15 protein-coding genes are annotated in these 16,613 nt (G+C 65.1%); 5 read left to right on the top strand and 10 right to left on the bottom strand.

The features are described from left to right. Positions 1 to 20: 20 nt before the first annotated feature. The 3 genes from AC1X6S_RS08840 to AC1X6S_RS08830 form a co-directional block, all read right to left on the bottom strand. Entirely contained in the window at positions 21 to 914 is an 894-nt protein-coding gene (locus AC1X6S_RS08840) for a carbohydrate ABC transporter permease (RefSeq protein ID WP_483405379.1), read from the bottom strand. A 1-nt stretch (position 915) separates the two neighbouring features. Beyond that, positions 916 to 1,908, bottom strand: a complete 993-nt coding sequence (locus tag AC1X6S_RS08835; protein WP_232528894.1) for a carbohydrate ABC transporter permease — start codon at positions 1,906 to 1,908, stop codon at positions 916 to 918. Between the two features lie 70 nt (positions 1,909 to 1,978). Then, positions 1,979 to 3,286, bottom strand: coding sequence for an ABC transporter substrate-binding protein (locus AC1X6S_RS08830; RefSeq protein WP_483405378.1), 1,308 nt, complete (start codon positions 3,284 to 3,286; stop codon positions 1,979 to 1,981). 234 nt (positions 3,287 to 3,520) lie between these two features. Between AC1X6S_RS08830 and AC1X6S_RS08825 the strand changes: the two genes are divergently transcribed. The 5 genes from AC1X6S_RS08825 (at position 3,521) to AC1X6S_RS08805 (ending at position 8,519) form a co-directional block, all read left to right on the top strand. Beyond that, a complete protein-coding gene (locus tag AC1X6S_RS08825) occupies positions 3,521 to 5,509 on the top strand; it encodes a beta-galactosidase (protein ID WP_483405377.1) in 1,989 nt (662 codons plus the stop codon). A 315-nt stretch (positions 5,510 to 5,824) separates the two neighbouring features. After that, positions 5,825 to 6,109, top strand: a complete 285-nt coding sequence (locus AC1X6S_RS08820) for a hypothetical protein (RefSeq protein ID WP_483405376.1) — start codon at positions 5,825 to 5,827, stop codon at positions 6,107 to 6,109. A 284-nt stretch (positions 6,110 to 6,393) separates the two neighbouring features. Then, positions 6,394 to 7,056, top strand: a complete 663-nt coding sequence (locus tag AC1X6S_RS08815; RefSeq protein ID WP_483405375.1) for a cyclodeaminase/cyclohydrolase family protein — start codon at positions 6,394 to 6,396, stop codon at positions 7,054 to 7,056. A gap of 3 nt (positions 7,057 to 7,059) precedes the next feature. Next, complete coding sequence (locus tag AC1X6S_RS08810; protein ID WP_483405374.1) at positions 7,060 to 7,716, top strand: putative glycolipid-binding domain-containing protein; 657 nt, start codon at positions 7,060 to 7,062, stop codon at positions 7,714 to 7,716. A 56-nt stretch (positions 7,717 to 7,772) separates the two neighbouring features. Further along, the gene (locus AC1X6S_RS08805) at positions 7,773 to 8,519 is read left to right on the top strand and encodes a CPBP family intramembrane glutamic endopeptidase (protein ID WP_483405373.1); all 747 of its coding nucleotides are present in this window, start codon (positions 7,773 to 7,775) and stop codon (positions 8,517 to 8,519) included. A gap of 68 nt (positions 8,520 to 8,587) precedes the next feature. On the opposite strand, the gene AC1X6S_RS08800 is transcribed toward AC1X6S_RS08805, so the two are convergent. Genes AC1X6S_RS08800 through AC1X6S_RS08770 form a run of 7 tightly spaced genes read right to left on the bottom strand, consistent with a single transcriptional unit; the run spans position 8,588 to position 16,467 of the window. Continuing rightward, positions 8,588 to 9,679, bottom strand: a complete 1,092-nt coding sequence (locus AC1X6S_RS08800; RefSeq protein ID WP_483405372.1) for an Lrp/AsnC family transcriptional regulator — start codon at positions 9,677 to 9,679, stop codon at positions 8,588 to 8,590. Continuing rightward, entirely contained in the window at positions 9,607 to 10,521 is a 915-nt protein-coding gene (locus tag AC1X6S_RS08795) for an alpha/beta fold hydrolase (protein WP_108962442.1), read from the bottom strand. The genes AC1X6S_RS08800 and AC1X6S_RS08795 overlap by 73 nt, the downstream gene beginning before the upstream one ends. Before the next feature lie 47 nt (positions 10,522 to 10,568). Continuing rightward, positions 10,569 to 11,765 (bottom strand): M24 family metallopeptidase, encoded by a 1,197-nt coding sequence (locus AC1X6S_RS08790; RefSeq protein ID WP_483405371.1) that lies wholly within the window; start codon positions 11,763 to 11,765, stop codon positions 10,569 to 10,571. A 7-nt stretch (positions 11,766 to 11,772) separates the two neighbouring features. After that, complete coding sequence (locus AC1X6S_RS08785; protein WP_483405370.1) at positions 11,773 to 12,678, bottom strand: ABC transporter permease; 906 nt, start codon at positions 12,676 to 12,678, stop codon at positions 11,773 to 11,775. Beyond that, positions 12,675 to 13,637: an ABC transporter permease gene (locus AC1X6S_RS08780; protein WP_108962439.1), complete on the bottom strand. Its 963-nt coding sequence runs from the start codon at positions 13,635 to 13,637 to the stop codon at positions 12,675 to 12,677. The genes AC1X6S_RS08785 and AC1X6S_RS08780 overlap by 4 nt, the downstream gene beginning before the upstream one ends. A 17-nt stretch (positions 13,638 to 13,654) precedes the next feature. Beyond that, positions 13,655 to 15,259: an ABC transporter substrate-binding protein gene (locus AC1X6S_RS08775; RefSeq protein WP_483405369.1), complete on the bottom strand. Its 1,605-nt coding sequence runs from the start codon at positions 15,257 to 15,259 to the stop codon at positions 13,655 to 13,657. Beyond that, the gene (locus tag AC1X6S_RS08770; RefSeq protein WP_483405368.1) at positions 15,259 to 16,467 is read right to left on the bottom strand and encodes a dipeptidase; all 1,209 of its coding nucleotides are present in this window, start codon (positions 16,465 to 16,467) and stop codon (positions 15,259 to 15,261) included. Before AC1X6S_RS08770 ends, AC1X6S_RS08775 begins: the two co-directional genes overlap by 1 nt. Positions 16,468 to 16,613: the final 146 nt, after the last annotated feature.

The following is a 16,613-nucleotide window of genomic DNA, read 5'->3' as shown; positions in this document are numbered from 1 at the left end:
AGCATAGGTGACCCGGTTCGTCACGCCTTCACCGCGCCAGCGGCGAGGTCCACCTTCCAGAAGCGCTGCAGCAGCAGGAACAGGAGGATGAGCGGGATGACGGAGAGCAGCGCCCCGGTGATCACAAGCGTGTAGAGCGCAGGCGCCGTCGCACCCTGGTTGAGCAGACCGCTGAGCCCAACGGTGATCGGGAACAGGTTGTCGTTTCCGAGCATGATGTACGGCAGCATGAAGTTGTTCCACACAGCGACGAACTGGAACAGGAAGATCGTGACGAGCCCGGGCAGCATCATCGGTGTGGCGATCTTCGCGAAGATCCCCATCTCCCCCGCACCCTCGGTGCGTGCGGCTTCGATCACGTCGGTGGGTACGGATGCCGCGGCGTAGATCCTGGCCAGGTAGATGCCGTACGGGCTGATGAGCTGCGGCAGCAACACGGCCCAGTAGGTGTTCGTCAGCCCCACTTGCGCCATGAGGAAGTACTGCGGAATCGCGAGGATCACGCCGGGGACCAGCACACCCATGAGCAGGATCTTGAACACCATCGACTTGCCCGGGAAGGTGAACTTCGCGAGCACGTACCCGGACAGTGCCGACACCCAGGTGCTGATGAGCGCACCGACGCCAGCGTACAACGCGGTGTTCAGCATCCAGCGCCAGAACAGGCCGTCGCGATACTGCGTCAGCTCGACGATGTTCTCCCACAGGTGGGTGCTCGGCATCAGGGTGAACGTGGAGAACAGCTCTGCGCCGTTCTTCGTCGACGCCATGACGACCCAGAGCACCGGGAAGAGGCAATAGAGGGCGCCAAGAATCAGGATGCCGGTCGAGACGAAACTGATCGGCTCGCGTTTGGCCTTCGCGTGGGGCGCGGCGCCGGTCGACCGGACCCGGGATGCGGAGAGAGTGGTCATGTCAGTCTTCCTGTCCGAAAGCGCGCTTCTGGACGATGCGGAGGAATAGGAACGAGAGCGCGAAGGTCGCGATCGCGATCACCATCGAGGTCGCTGCCGCCGAGTAGATGTCGTCGCGGGTGAACGCGTCACGATAGACGAGCATGAGCGGTGACCAGCTTGTTGAGAGGCTGTTCGACAGCGGACGGAGGATCGTCGGCTCGCTGAACACCTGGAGCGTGGCGATCATCGAGAACAGACCGGTCATCACCAGGGCGGGCGCGATAATCGGGATCTTGATGCGGAGCGCGATCTGCACCTCGCTCGCACCGTCGATCTTCGCGGCTTCGTAGATCTCGGTTGGCACGGCCTTGAGCGACGTGTAGATGACGATCATGTTGAAGCCGACGCCGCCCCACAACGCGATATTCGCGATGCCGAAGAGCACGAGGCCACTCGACAGCATGCTCGGCACGTCCCAGCCGAGCAAGTCGAAGATGTAGTAGAACGGGCTGACCGCCGGCAGGTAGAGGAAGCCCCAGAGCAGCGAACTGATTACGGCGGGCACCGCGTACGGCAGGAAGATCGAGATGCGGGAGAACCCGGCTGCCCGGGTGCGCTTCGAGTCGAGCAGCAATGCGAACAGCAGGGCGAGCGCGAGCATCGTCGGGATGAGCACGACCCCGTAGAGCAGGACCCGGCCGACGCTGGCCGCGAACTCGGGGTTGGTGAAGGTGCTGATGTAGTTCTCGAAACCGGCGAAGACGCGGGTCTGTCCACCGGAACCGAGACCGAGGCCGACGACCTTCTTCTTCTGGAAGCTGAGGAAGAGTGTGTACACGATCGGCGCGAGCATGAACAGGGTGAACAGCAGGATGCCCGGCGCGAGCATGAGATACGGGGTGAGCACCCGCGTGCGGAAGTTTCCCGGCCGCTTTCGGGCGGCATCCGTTCGCCGGCTCTTTCCGGGTGCGGATGGCGCCTTCTTCGGCGCGGGTTCAGCGAGGGATGTCACGGAGATCTCCGGGGGTTGAGGCCACCGGGGCGCTTGAGGCGCCCCGGTGGCGGGTGTTAGTGCGGGCGACCTATTTGACGGTGAAGCCGCTCTTCGTGAGGTCGTCCGTGGTGATCTTCTGCATGGCAGCGACCGCGTCGAGGAAAGCCGTGATGCTCTTCGACTCGGCAGCCTTCGCGAACTCGTCGTTATATGCGCTGAACGTCACGTTGACGTTCGGTCCATAGCTGAACGGGGATACGCTCTCGGCTGCCTTGGCGGCGACATCGTAGAAGTCGGCCTGGTTGCTGAAGAATTCAGGTGATTCGGTCAGCGCTTCGGCCGCGGCCTCGGTCGCCGCCGGATAGATGCCCGACGTGTCGATGAGGGCCTGGATGGCCTCAGGGTCCGTGTTCAGCCACTCGATGAACTCCATCGCCTGCTCCGGGTGCTTCGACTGCGTGGTCACTGCGGTCGACGAGCCGCCCCAGTTGCCGTTGGATGCCTCACCGGACTCCCAGTTCGGCAGCTCGGCGGCGACCCACTTGCCGGCGGTGTCGGTCGCGTTGCCCCCGAGTACGCCCGGTCCCCAGACGGAGCTGACCCAGCCGGCCTGCGTTCCGTCGTTGAGACCGGCGTTCCACTCGGGGGTATACATCGGCTTGTTGTCGATGACGCCCTCTTCGACGAGACCGCCCCAGTACTCAGCGACCTTCTGCGTGGGCTCTTCGTCGATCTCGACGCCCCAGCTCTCACCGTCAATGGACCACCAGGAGGCGCCGGCCTGCTGCGCGAGTCCGGTGAACCAGCCCGCGTCGTTGGCCGAGAACGTGCCGAGGTACTTCGTCGGGTCTGCGGCGTGCAGCGCACGGGCGGTTTCGGCGTACTCCTCCCACGTGGTCGGGATGCTGAGGCCGTGCTGGGCGAGGATGTCCTCGCGGTAGTACGCCATCATGGGGCCGGTGTCCTGCGGGATCGCGTACACGGCGTCGGAGCCGAGGGTGACGGAATCCCAGACGGATGCCGGGAACTGGTCGGCAACGTCACTTGCGCCGCTCTCGGAAAGGTCAGCGAGAGCATCTGATGCCACGAGTGTCGGGATCTTCTGGTACTCGGCCTGGATCAGGTCGGGAGCGCCGCTGCCCGCCTTGATCGCGGTGAGCAGCTTCGTGATCGCGGGGTCGCCGCCGTCCTGCTTGTTGACGGTGACCTGAATGTCGGGGTTGTCTTCGTTCCAGATGTCGACGACCTTGTCGAGGTTGGGGGCCCAGGCCCAGTAGGTGAGCTCGACCGGACCGGAGCCTCCGCCAGCGGAGTCGCCTCCGGCGGAGCATCCGGTGAAGAGCATGGTTGCGGCGGCTACGGATGCCAGCGCTCCCATGCGGACTGATGAACGCATGTCGTTCTCCTTGTGGCTGTGATGTTGTGCAGGGGCGGTGCAGCGCGTGCTGCAGCCTGCGAAGTCGGATCGTTGACTTCGAGCGGAGAACGGCACTGTACCTGTGAGCGGTTCTAGTAAGGCACACAGCCGATCGAGTTGTCAAACAGCTTGTCTGCGTCATTGGCCGCGATATATGCTGTGATAGAACTGGGAGCGCGCACAGTGGGTGCGTGTGTCAAAGGAGATCAGTACATGTCGTGGATTCCCGGTTCAAAAGGCCTTCGTTACGGTGGCGACTACAACCCCGAACAGTGGGACCGCGAGACCTGGCTCGAAGACATCGCACTCATGAAAGAGGCGGGCGTCAACCTCGTCAGCATCGGCATCTTCTCCTGGGTGGTACTCGAGCCGCGTGAGGGCGAATACCACTTCAGCTTCCTCGACGACATCATCGGCCTCCTCGCGGATGCCGGTATCGACGTCGACCTCGGAACCCCGACTGCCGCTCCCCCGGCCTGGTTCTGGAAGAAGTACCCGTCCGCCCACCCGGTCACCCGCGACGGCCGCACGCTCGGCTTCGGTTCGCGAGGAATGGTGAGTCCGAGCTCACCCGAGTACCGGCGCGCGAGCGTTGCGATCGCGACAAAACTCGCCGAACGCTACGCGCAGCATCCGGCCGTCGTGATGTGGCACGTGCACAACGAATACGGTGCGCCGATCAGCGACAGCTACGACGATTACTCGGTGGCCGCATTCCGGGACTGGTTGCAGGCCCGCTACGGCACGCTCGACGCGCTCAACCGCGCCTGGGGAACGCGGTTCTGGGGCCAGTCCTACGGCGAGTGGGACGAGATCGACGCGCCGCGGGTCTCAGCGAGCACGTCGAACCAGGCCCAGCGACTCGACTTCCAGCGATTCACCTCCGACGCCCTGCTCGCCTGCTTCATCGGCGAGCGCAACGCGATCCGGGCATTCACCGACGCACCGATCACGACGAACTTCATGGCAACGAACTGCCCGTCCATCGACTACTGGAAGTGGGCGAAGGAGGTCGACATCGTCGCGAACGACCACTACCTCGTTGCCGAGCGCACCGACAACCACGTGCTGCTGGCGATGGATGCCGACTTCACGCGTTCGCTCGCCGGGTCCAGGCCCTGGATCCTGATGGAGCACTCCACCTCGGCGGTCAACTGGCAGCCGCGCAACATCGCCAAGCGCGCCGGCGAAATGGCCCGCAACAGCCTCTCCCACGTGGCGAGAGGGTCGGATGCCGTGATGTTCTTCCAGTTCCGTGCGAGCCGGTTCGGCGCCGAGAAGTTCCACTCGGCGATGCTGCCCCACGGCGGCACCGGCACGCGCATCTGGAAGGAGGTCGTGCAGCTGGGCTCCGACCTCCGGGCACTTGAGCCTGTCGCCGGATCGCGGGTGACGGCATCCGTTGCCATCGTCTGGAGCATCGAGTCGTTCTGGGCGCTCGACCTGGAGTGGCGGCCCTCCGTCGAACTCGGACACCGCGAGCGCATCGAGGCGTTCTACGGCGCGCTGTGGGGCTTGGGCGTCACCGTCGACTTCGTGCACCCGAGCTCGGACCTGTCGGGGTACGACGTGGTCTTCGCGCCGAACCTCTACCTCCTCGCTGAGGCAGACGCTGCGAACATCGACAGCTACGTATCGAGCGGCGGCACACTCGTCGTCTCGTACTTCTCCGGCATCGTCGGGGAGAACGACGAGGTCCCTGCCGGTGCGTCGCCGGGAGCGCTGCGCGACGTGCTCGGCCTGTCGATCGAGGAGTTCCTTCCGCTCTACGCCGAGCAGTCCGTTGCGCTCAGCGACGGGTCGACGGGCAGCGCGTGGGCGGACGACATCGTGCTCGACACGGCCACGACTGTCGCGACCTACGTCGACGGCCCCGCCGCCGGCAAGCCCGCGATGACCCGAAACGCCCGCGGATCGGGCACCGCCTGGTACGTCTCGACGAAGCTCACCGGCTCCGACCTGCGCGGGTTCGTAACCGCGGTGCTCGACGACAGCGGCGTCGCGGTCGACGCGCCCCGCGCTGGCCTCGAGGTCGTCACGCGCTCGAGCAATTCCGAGAGCTTCACCTTCTTCATCAACCACGCGGATGCCGCTGCTCCGGTTTCGATCGAGGGCACAGACGTCGTCACGGGTGAACCGGTGTCGGCCGGTTCGGTGGTTCCGGCTGGCGGGGTGCGCGTGGTGGCGACCGCGCGGCGGTAGCCTCCCCGGGCATCCGCCCCGCCCCGGCCGCGGTATCCGTGCGCGCCCTCATCCGTGCGCGCCCGCATCCGCGCCCGCCCCGCCGCGCCGGGCGCTGCACATCCATGCCCGCGCTGCAGAAGCTTCTGTAGCGCGGGCATGGAACTGCCGCGCTGGGCCGCCCTCCCGCGTACGCAGACAGTCCCCCGCGTACGCGAATGGCTTATACACCCGTCGATGTCAAGGGGCAACAGGCAATTCACACATCTTGCCCACCGGCTGCTTACATAGCTCAGGCGCAAGTGCGCCACGATCGTCACATGAAAGAGGGACATCATGAGCAACACCACCACGAACGGCCGCGTCTCGCGCCTCTCCACCGAGACCAAGGCTGCATTCAAGACCACTGAGTTCATCGCTTACGTCGTCATCCTGATCTCGATGTTCATCGCTTCCGCGATGGTCGACAACGGCGAAGACGGACAGGGCTTCGGCGCTCAGAGCGTTTGGCTTTACGCAACGCTCCTCACCATCGGCTACATGATCAGCCGCGGACTCGCCAAGTCCGGAAGCCGCGAGTTCTACGACCGCGACGCCAACAACACCGACGCTCGTCGCTAAGTCTCACTGACTTAACACACAGCGTTACTGTGAAAGGCCCCCTGCTGAGCAGGGGGCCTTTTCGCGTGCCACGGGCGCGTTGAGCGCAACCGGAGCTCAAGCGCGAGCGGACTCAAGCGCGAACGGAGCTTGCGTGAGGGGGCACCTGCATCCACCGCTGCACATCCATGTTCGCGCTACAGAAGCTTCTGCAGCGCGGGCATGGATGTGGAGCGCTCGGCGGGTTGGGTGGGGCGGGGTGGGTGGGCCGTGCGCTCCGAGGCCTGAGGGACCAGACTTGACCCATGAATGACCGAGCGAAAGTCTCTGCCACCGCCTCCACCATCGAAGACTGGACGGATGCGCTCGCCCGCGCCACCGGCTCACCAGGGGGCGGGGCCGCCTCGGGCGTCATGCTCGCCATGGCGTACGCACTCACCTCGATGGTCGCCGGATACACCGCAGTCGACGGTCCGCTCGAGCAGGAGCTCGACGCCCTGAAGGACCGCGCGACCGCCGGCCGCCGCGCCGCCCTGCGCCTGGCCGACGAGGATGCCGCCGCCTCGAAGTCGTTCGGCAGCGCGTTCCGTCTCGAACCGGGCGAGGAGCGGGAGAACGCCATCCGCGAGGCATCCGTCAACGCCGCCGAAACCTCCGCCAACCTGGGCCGCACCGGCGCAGACGCGGTCGGCGACCTGGAGTGGCTCGCCAGGCACGGTAACCCCGCTCTCGTCGCCGACGTCGCCGTCGCGTGCGGGGCGCTCCGGGCGGCCGTCGCCGGAGCGCGCACCAACATGAGTTTCGATCTCGGCTCCCTTACCTCGGGCGGCGAATCGCTCGACGACGTTCGCGAACAGCATCCGGTGCTGTGGGAAACCGTGCGGCAACTCGATGAGATCCTCGGTCGGATCGATCGGCTGACCACTGACATCGAGGGCAAGGCCGTGCCCGCGGAGCTCCAGGGCTGACCGATGTCGCCCGCGCATCGCCGAACGCCGCCGGTTGTGCTGATGTGGGTGCGCACCGATGTTCCCGGGTCCGAGGTCGTCACACTCGACACATCGACCGGGCTCTACGCGCGTGGTTCGCAACACGCGGTCGATCCGCTGCCCTATCGACTGAGCTACGAACTCTGGACGGATGCCACCTGGTCGGCCATGCGGTTGGTCGCGCACGCGGAGGGGGCGGGATGGACTCGCGATCTGGAGCTCTCTCGCACCGGCTCGAAGTGGACCGCTCTGGGAGAGACCGACGGGGCGCCCGCTCTGGCATCGTTTGACGGCAGCGGTCTGCGAACCCCGGCACCGCCCGGTATTTCGGACCAGGAATCCCTGTCCTCCGCGGTCGACCTCGACATCGGTGGGTCGCCACTCACTAACGCCCTGCCGGTGAACCGCCTCGGGCTCCTCAACGCACCGCGCGGCTCTCACGCCAGCCTCGTCAGCGCGTGGGTCTTACCTCCAACGCTTGAAGTGGTGGCATCCGCACAGACGTATACGGCCCTCGGTGAGCGTATCGTCCGGTTCGGCGACGGGGCGACCGGCGCAGACATTCGGTACGACTCACACGGATGGGTCGTCGACTACCCCGGCCTCGCGCGGCGCGTGACCGTGGCGACCGACCGGTAAGCGATCCGTCCGCCCGCCTGATCCCCGACCGTCAGCGCGCGCCCTATCGTTGGGGTATGAGTACGACTGTCCCCGGCACAGCCGACGACCGCCCGGTGAGATGGGGGCTCAACGACGCGACCGTCGGCGTTGGGCTCGCCGTTGTTCTCGTGTGGGCCGTTGGCTGGGCTGCGCTCCGCGGCTGGCCGGCGTCGCCGGAACTCCGCACCGCGCTGAGTTACCTCGCCGCGTGGGTCCCGCTGATCGGTGCGGTCGTCGCCGCCTCGTACCTGCGGGGCCGCCGGTCGCTCGCGCGCGACTTCGGTTTGCGGTTCGAGTGGATCGACCTGTTCTTCGGCCTCGTCGTCGGCGGCATGATGCGCGCGGCGACGACACTGATCGAGATTCTTCTCTACGGCCGGGTCGCGAGCGGCGGGGCAACGTTCGGCCCCGTCGTCTACGACGTCTGGTGGTTCCTGTTCGCCATTCTCGCGCCGGTGCTGGCCGCACCGGTCATCGAGGAGCTGTTCTTCCGCGGGCTGATGCAACGGGCGCTAGTGCGAGCATCCGCCCGCGCGCTCTCACCGAGGGCTAATGCCGCCCGGGTCCCGGTCATCGTCGCCATCGGTGTGACGGCCCTCGTGTTCGCCGGCGTCCACATGTTGCAGACCGACGGCGGGCTGGAGGGCGCTGTGGTCGGAATCTCGACGCTCGTCGTCGGAATCGGCACCGGCATCCTCGCCGCGACGACGGGTCGGCTCGGTGCAGCCATCATCGCGCACATCACCTACAACGGGCTCATCGTCGCCTGGTCGCTGCTCTAAACCGCTCAGAGCCAAGCTAGCTCGAGGCGCGACAGCGCACCCCGGTCCCCGGCCCTGAATGCGCGGCCCTACACCTGCGGCTTTCCGACCTGCGCGCGCCACCACGGCGTCTCCACGAACCCGCGCTTGAGCACGAGCAACTCCATCGCCGCGGTCCAGCCACGCACACCGACGAGTGGCGACACCGTCGACGTCATAAAGCGGTGCAGATCATCGGTCGACGCGGTGATGATCTCGCAGAACAACGAATTACGGTCAAGGGTCGCCGCCACGTAGCGCACCGCAGGGTAGGTCGCGAGTTCCTGTGCCACCGACTCGAGCCGCTCGGGGTCAACGTCGACGGTGAGCAGGGTTTCAGCCCCCATCCCCAGAGCGGATGCGGGGACGAGCGCCAGCGTGTCGACGCACCCGTTCTGCCGGAGACGCTCGAAGCGACGCCGCACACTCGACTCGTTCATCCCGAGACCGTCGGCAACCGACTTGAACGCCATCCGTCCGTCCTGTTTGAGGAAGTCGAGGATCTTGCGGTCCTGGTCGTCGAAGTGGTCGGGCGCGCACCCCTTGCCTATCCCTGCAGCGTGAGTCTCAATCGGCTGGGCGGGAAGGTGCATGGTGCGGTCGAACAGCTGGCGGCTCCAATCGAAGCTCACCTTGTAGACGTGCATGATGAGGTCGCTTCGCCAGCGCTCGACGCCGCGGATGGACTGCAGCTGCTGAATGAGCTGTGGGTAATGGGCGGCGCCACCGTGAACGACGAGTTCAGCAATGACGTCGTACCCACCGGTGACGATGGTCAGGAACCGCACGTCGCGGTTGCCGGCCAGTTCCTCTGCCACCTGCAACTGGGTGCCAGGCGCGCAGTTGATGCGCACCAGGAAGGAGTCAACGGCGCCGCTGCTGCCGAGAGTGGGCATCACGACGATCTTCACCACCCCGGAGGAGAGCAAGTGCTGCCCCCTCCGGGTCACGGTCGGCACTGTTCCGTCGACCATCTCAGCGATGGCACGCCAGCTCGCGCGGCCGTCGTGCTGGAGTGCAACGATGATGCGCCGGTCGAGATCGCTCAGTTCATCGAGCAGCTTGACGCTCACGAGGCTGTTGTCGGCGTTCCCGTCGCCGGAAAGACTCGGTGCAGGAAGTTCCGCACGTGCGTCGTCCATGCTTCTGCTTCCTCGATCTGGGGCGAATGGCCCGACTTCTCGAAGATTACAAGCGTGGAGTCGGGAATCAGATTGTCAATGGTCTCGCTACACGATACTGGCGTAATCCAGTCAGTGCGGCCAACGGTGATCAGTGTCGGCGCCGTGATTTTTACCAGGTCCGGCTTGATGTCCCATCCGGGCAGGTTATGGGCAAAGGCGAAGTTGTGCGCCTCGAACCGGTACGGGGTCGCCTCGACCTTGCGCTCGACTGCCGCGGGGTCGTAGTCGAAGTCGTACAGCGGCAGGATTTCGCGCCAGCAGTCACGGAGGTCGTCGTTGTCGCGGACCTGGCCAAAGTCAATGCGGTCGAACTTCTCCATGTCGATCGTCACTCGATCGGTGGCGAGCGCGTTTTCGCGCGCAAGCTCGCTGTGGCTGTTGTCGGCGGCAGTGTCACGCAAGACGAGCGCTGAGACCCTGTCCGGGTATCGGATCGCGTACTCCATCGCCATGAAGCCACCGTACGAGCCGCCGGCCATGACGATCTTCTCCGCGCCGATCCACTCGCGCAGTCCTTCGATGTCTGCGGCCCACTGCTCGTGCGTGTACGGACCAGCACCCTCGCTCTGGCCTGACCCGCGTGCATCGAAAACGACAACCCGGTATTCGTCGGCAAGCCGTCCGAAACTCGCGCGAGGCTCAGCGCGCGAGCCCAGCCCGGGTGCGCCGTGGTGGGTGATGATCACCGGTGCACCCTCGGGGCCAAGGACCTCGACGGCGAGCTTGTTGCCGTTGATCTCCACCATCTCGGCTTCGGTCGTTGCCCTGGCGAACTCGGGCGATACTGTCTCGTTACTCATGGGCGTCTTCTCTCTCTATACATAATCGAACGGATGCCGTTGGGCGGCTAGATCGGGATCGTGCAGTCCGCGAGACTCCGCGGATAACTGGTGAGGGACCTGGCCCCGTCAGCTGTGACGAGCATGCTGTCACTGATGCGGTAACCGGCGTGGCCCGGGACGTAGATGCCCGGTTCGTTGGAGACGACCATGCCCTCGCGGAGCACGGTGGCGTCGCCGGCTTCGAGCCACGGCGCCTCGTGCATGCCGAGCCCGATGCCGTGTCCCTGACGGTGCAGGATGAAATCGCCGAACCCGGCCTCGCGGATCACGTCGAGGCAGGCCGCGTTGGCCTCGCGGCACTCGACACCGGGACGGATGGTGTCCAGCCCCCTCTGCTGTGCATCGCGGATGGTGTCGTGAAACAGGCGCTGCTCCGGCGTCGGTTCGCCAAGCACAAAGGTGCGCTCACCCTCGACGAACCTCCCGCCGACGGCGCAGCCCAGCGACAGCATGAAGGTGTCACCCTTCGACAGCCGGTAGCTCGACGGAAGGCCGTGCGGAAGCGAGCTGTTCGCACCGGCATAGACCAGGCCGCCAGCCATGAACGACACGACGACGACATCGCGGTGCTGGGCGTACATCATGCCCGTCCCGACACTGCCGACGTGGGCAGCGAGTTCTGCCTCGCTCGGCAGCTCAGAGCCGTCGGCAATGGCACCGGTGATGAGTTCGACCCCGGCGACGATCATGGCATCCGTGATGCGTGCCGCCTCCTGATGGAGCGCGACCTCGCCCGGATGCTTGATGTACCTTGCCTCCATGATGAGGCCAGTGGGGATCAGGGTGACGTCCTCAAGCGTTTCGGTTGCTGCCGCCAGGCGTTCGTACGAGATCGTCGTCGAGTGCCCTGCCCGGCGCACAGCGGGATCGATCACACGTGCGAGCACCGCATACGGGCTCTCCAGCCCCGGAAACTCGGCATAGTCAACGATGTCTGCGTGGGCGTTCTGTGACTCGGCGTGGTCGCGTTCGAGCACGGGAACCAGCAGCAGGCACCGCCCCGTCGCTTCGAGCCAGACCGCTACGGGCCGCTCGCATGGGTGGTGGAAGAAGCCGGTCAGGTAGGCGACGTCTTCGGGATCGACGGTGAAGATCGCATCGAGCCCTGCGTCACGCATCCGTCCGATCACATCGGACTGCACCGCGTCGAAGAAGCTCGCGTCGAGCCGTTGCGAGAAGAGTCCGAGAGAGGGTTCCGTCATGGTTTCCTTACCTGCGCCGCGACTTGGGGTTGCGGGCGTCGTTGTACGCGATTGAGAGCAGCGTCGCGGAGAGCACGAGCGCGAAAATGGCGATCGAGGGGAAGAGGGTGAGCCACCACGCACTCGACATCGCACCGGACTGCTGTGCTTCGTAGAGGATCCGGCCCCACGACCAGGTGGTCGGGTCGCCGAGGCCGAGGAAGGCGAGGCCTGCCGCGGAGAGGACGGCGCGTGACGCCGTAACAACGACCGAGACGACGATGACCGGCGTCACGGCGGGGATCACGTGTTTCGTGATGATCCAGACCGGCGAGGTCGTCATGAGCCGGGCCGCGTCGATGTACGGCAGGTTCACGACGGTCAGTGCCTGCGAGCGTACGAGCCTCGTGACCTCCGGCCAGCTGAACGCGGCGACCACGAGGATGATCGTGGTCGTGCTCGGCCCGACCAGCGCGGCGATGAGGATCATCAGGGGCAGCACCGGCAGCGAGAGCATCAGGTCGACGAAGACGCTGATCGCACCGTCGAGGCGACGGAAGTACGCGCCGATGACGGCGACGAGCGTTCCGACGGCGATCGCGATAACGCTCGCGGCGACGGCGACGAGCAGGCTCTGCTGCGTACCCCAGATCACCTCGCCGAAGACGTCCCGCCCGAGCGGGTCGGTGCCGAACCAGTTCTCGGCGCTCGGCGGCTTGAGCACCGCGGTGCCGTAGCTGGCGGGGTATGGGGCGAGGAGAGGCGCAGCAACGGCGACGAAAAGCAGCACGAGCATGACCACGGCGGCGATGATGCCGAGCGGTTCCTTGCGGAACGCCCGCCAGGTGGCAGCACCGGCGCGGCCGGATTCGGTTGCAACGGGTTCGGAGCCGACGTCGGGGATCGGGACGCCAACGGCTTTGTCTATGCTCATGCTGTTTTCACCCGGGGGTCGAGGAGTCCGTAGACGATGTCGGTGATCATGTTGATGACGACGACGGTGACCGCCAGCATCAGGAAGGCACCCTGGAGCACCGGGAAGTCGAGTTGGGTGACCGCCTCGAAGATGCCACGGCCGATGCCTGGGTATGCGAAGACGGTCTCGGTGAGCACCGCGCCGCCGACGAGGAACCCGAGCTGAAGGCCGATGAGGGTGGTCGTCGGCAGGAGCGCGTTGCGAAGGGCGTGCTTCCACAGCACCCTCCGCGGCGGAACGCCATTGGCCTGGGCGAGGGTGGTGTAATCCTCGCCGAGGGCTTCGATCAGGGTCGAGCGCATGGTCAGCACGTAGGAGCCGAGCTGGATGAGAACGAGCGAGACGGCGGGAAGCACCAGGTGGCTGAGCACGCTGAGGTACCACTCGCCACCGTATGTACCGTTCGTGTACGCGCCACCGATCGGGAACCAGCCGAGCACGAGACCGAAGGTGTAGAGGAGCAGAACGCCGACGCTCGGCACAAAGAGGGACTGGCCGGTGACCCCGATGACCTGTACCAGTCGGTCTGCGAACCTGCCTCGTTTGGCCGCTGCGAGAACGCCGAGCGGGACGCCGACGATCACCGTGAAGACGAGGGCAGTTCCGGTGAGGAGGAGGGTCCAGGGCAACCGCTGCATCAGCACGTCAAGCACGGGGATTGACTGTGTGAAAGATACACCGAGGTTGCCCTGGACCAGTTGCCAGAGATACAGCCCGTACTGGACGAAGAGTGGCTGATCAAGGCCGTACTGGACGAGCAGGGCCGCGCGGGCCTCTTCCGTCATGTTCGGGCTCGCCACCGCGAGCGCCGGGTCACCGGGAAGCAGGCGCAGCAGGAGGAACGTCACGGTCACGGCGAACCAGATCGTGAGTATTCCCCGCCCGAGGCGACGAACAATGAATGAAGAGAGAGACACGCGCGGCCCTTTTCTTTCTACTTGAGGTGGGCGCTTGCGACCGACACGGGATGGACGATCGAGAGCAGCTCACTTGGTTTGCTCTCGAAGCCCGTCCACTTGTCGCTGTGGGCGAAGTAGAGGTTCTGCGTGTACATGATGTTGTCGTACACGTTCTCGTTCACGATCGCCGCGGCATCCCGCATGAGGTCGATCTTGGTGTCCTCATCGGTGGTTCCCATCGCGGCCATGATGGTCTCGTTCAGCTCGGGGTCATCGACGTAGGTGTAGTTGATCGCTCCGTCGGGCAGGTACGACAGGGCCATGTTGGTGACCGGGTCGTCCATGATGGCGAAGTTGCCCGCGTAGATGTCGAAGTCACCGGCGTCCGTCTGAGCCAGGTAGGTGTTGCGCTCCGTGCCCTGCAGCTCGATGGTGATTCCGGCCTCAGCGGCACTGTCCTTCACGAGTGTCGCCCACTGGCTCGTCACCGAGTCCTGGAGCGAGTAGATGAGACGGAAGCTGACGGGGAACATACCGTCGGCCCCTGCCGTGTATCCGGCCTTCTCCATCAGCGACCGTGACAGGTCGGTGTCGAACTCGTACTCTTCGATCGACTCGTCGTAGTACTTCTCGAGCACGGGCATGAGCGGGCTTGACCCCGTCGACACTGCCTGGCCCTGAAGAACGACTTCACGGATGGTCTCGTAATCGACAGCGTGGGCAAGCGCCTGGCGCACCTCGAGCTTGGCCAGGTCCGGCTTGGTCATGTTGTACGTCATGTGCGCGTAGCCGAGACCGACAGACTCAGCGACCTCAATGCCCGGGGTGTTTCGGAGCGTCTCGACCTGCGCTGGCGGCAGTGCGTTCGCGATCACATCGACCTCGCCGCTCTGCAGCGCGAGGATCTCGGTGTTCACGTCGGGGAACACCCGGTACACGACCTTCGCCGCGAACGGTGTTCCACCGTCGACGAGTGGGTAGTCCTCCACGCGTTCCATCGTGTAGCTCTGGCCGACCTGAACGTCGGTGAGGACGTACGGCCCTGCGCTGACCCAGCCGCCGTCCGATCCGTCGTTCGGGAAGTTCGCGACGGAATCCGCCTTCTCGAAGATGTGCTTCGGCAGGACGTTGCCCCAGAATCCGATCTCGTCAACGATCGAGGAATCGCTCGTCGCGAGGGCGATCTCGACACGGGTGTCTGACACCGCTTCGGCCGACTCGAAGTTCGCGAGCTGCCCATAGAAGGTGCCTGACGGCTGGTCCTTCTTGACCGCGTTCATAGTCCAGGCGACGTCTTCTGCCGTGAGCTTCTCGCCGTCGCTCCACTCAAGGTCATCACGAATCTCGTAGAAGCCTGTCATGTCGTCGACGTAGCCCCAGTCCGTCGCGACGTGGGCTTCCTTGGAGCCGTCGTTCGCGATCGACAGCAGGTTCGGGTACATGAGACTGGTGATCCAGCGGTCGCTCCGGCTGTTGCCGATGACCGGATTGAAATTCACCACGTCAGTGGTCGTCGCGATGGTCAGCGTTTCGCTGCCGGCCGTCGCTTCGGTTTCGGCGGGGGCACTCGGAGCGCAGGCGCTGAGTGCGAGCCCGGCGGTGAGGACTATGCCTACCGCTGCGAGTCGTTTCCGTAACATTAAACCCATACCTCTTTCAGGACGCGCAGGGTGTTTCCGCCGACAACGGCGCGGATTTCGTCGTCGGAATAGCCGTGCTTCACGAGCCAGCCAATGATGTTGAAGAACTCCTCTGCGGGGTTCTCGAGGCCGTCGACGTACTCGACCTTTTCGTACTCGACGGTGCCGTGGGCCTGGCCGAGTGAGAGGTTTGAGCTGAAGGCGTCGTGCAGCCCGACGTGGTCACCGAAGAGGGTGTCGGGGCCGAAGCTGACGTGCTCGAGGCCAACCAGGTCGACGCAGTACTCGAAGTGGTCCATCACGGACTCGAGCGAGTGACGGGGGTGCTTCGGCGACAGGGTCGTGTGCGGTGCGGCCTCGAGGCCGATCACTCCGCCACGCTTCGCGCACTCGACGATCGTCTCGTCGGTCTTCATCCGGTTGGTGGGCCAGACCGCGCGGGCTCCCGCGTGGGTGATGAAGACGGGCTTCGTGGATGCCTTGATCACGTCGACCGAGGTGCGGTCACCCGAGTGCGACACGTCAATGGCGATGCCGAGCTTGTTCATCCGCTCGACGGCGCGCTCGCCGAAGTAGGTGAGTCCACCGTCGCCGCGCTCCTTGAGCCCGGAGCCGAGGGTGTTGGCCTCGGAGTACGCGATGCCCATCTGGCGAACACCGAATCCGTAGAGGACGTCGAGCCGGTCGACCTCATTCTCGATCATCGTGGCTGCCTCGAGCGCGAAGATGTGGGCGATGCGGCCCGTCTCTGCCGCGTACTCGATGTCCTTCACGGTCTCGCCCTTGATGACGAAGTCCTGGTGAGCGAGGTCTGCCATGCGCACACCGAGGTCGAAGAGCACGTCCTGGTACTTCCAGCCTGCGTCGCTCGAGATGCAGCAGGTGCCGTCCATTCCGTTGTCGAAGACGGCGGTGAGGCCCGAGCGGGAAAGCCCCTCGTAGCCCGTTGGTTCGCGACCCTGGCGGATGTGGTCGCGCAGCTGGGTCATGTCTTCGGGGAACACCTGGACGTGGTCATGCAGGGAGATGACGGTCTCCTGACTGAGCAGGCGCCGCGTGCGCTCCTCCTCTGCGTCGCTGAGGTCGAGTCCGGCATAGGCGGGAACCCGCCCGATCTGCTCCGAGTAGGCGAACTCTCGATAGTCCTTGCCTGCCTCGAGGTAGTCATATGCCTTGTAGCCGGTGTAGCGCTCTGCGGGTTCAAGCACGCGTGATCTCCTTCGTCGTTCCGTCACCGCAGTGCGCGGTGCGCACCAGCCTTCGGCGGCGCGATACATCACAATCTCGCGGATGATCGGTGCCCATGTCAAACCAAATAGATAATTTCGGCAGGATGTTTACAAATTTGAAACAT

Source organism: Mycetocola sp. Y442 (assembly GCF_056898615.1).
Note: the sequence above shows the minus strand (reverse complement) of the source record. Positions and strands in the feature narration are given on the sequence as shown.

What these genes read in the sequence shown, in the direction of transcription:
- AC1X6S_RS08840 (WP_483405379.1), bottom strand. Translation starts at nt 914, where the DNA reads ATGACCACTCTCTCCGCATCCCGGGTCCGGTCGACCGGCGCCGCGCCC.
- AC1X6S_RS08830 (WP_483405378.1), bottom strand. Translation starts at nt 3,286, where the DNA reads ATGCGTTCATCAGTCCGCATGGGAGCGCTGGCATCCGTAGCCGCCGCA.
- AC1X6S_RS08825 (WP_483405377.1), top strand. Translation starts at nt 3,521, where the DNA reads ATGTCGTGGATTCCCGGTTCAAAAGGCCTTCGTTACGGTGGCGACTAC.
- AC1X6S_RS08820 (WP_483405376.1), top strand. Translation starts at nt 5,825, where the DNA reads ATGAGCAACACCACCACGAACGGCCGCGTCTCGCGCCTCTCCACCGAG.
- AC1X6S_RS08815 (WP_483405375.1), top strand. Translation starts at nt 6,394, where the DNA reads ATGAATGACCGAGCGAAAGTCTCTGCCACCGCCTCCACCATCGAAGAC.
- AC1X6S_RS08810 (WP_483405374.1), top strand. Translation starts at nt 7,060, where the DNA reads ATGTCGCCCGCGCATCGCCGAACGCCGCCGGTTGTGCTGATGTGGGTG.
- AC1X6S_RS08805 (WP_483405373.1), top strand. Translation starts at nt 7,773, where the DNA reads ATGAGTACGACTGTCCCCGGCACAGCCGACGACCGCCCGGTGAGATGG.
- AC1X6S_RS08800 (WP_483405372.1), bottom strand. Translation starts at nt 9,679, where the DNA reads ATGGACGACGCACGTGCGGAACTTCCTGCACCGAGTCTTTCCGGCGAC.
- AC1X6S_RS08795 (WP_108962442.1), bottom strand. Translation starts at nt 10,521, where the DNA reads ATGAGTAACGAGACAGTATCGCCCGAGTTCGCCAGGGCAACGACCGAA.
- AC1X6S_RS08790 (WP_483405371.1), bottom strand. Translation starts at nt 11,765, where the DNA reads ATGACGGAACCCTCTCTCGGACTCTTCTCGCAACGGCTCGACGCGAGC.
- AC1X6S_RS08785 (WP_483405370.1), bottom strand. Translation starts at nt 12,678, where the DNA reads ATGAGCATAGACAAAGCCGTTGGCGTCCCGATCCCCGACGTCGGCTCC.
- AC1X6S_RS08775 (WP_483405369.1), bottom strand. Translation starts at nt 15,259, where the DNA reads ATGTTACGGAAACGACTCGCAGCGGTAGGCATAGTCCTCACCGCCGGG.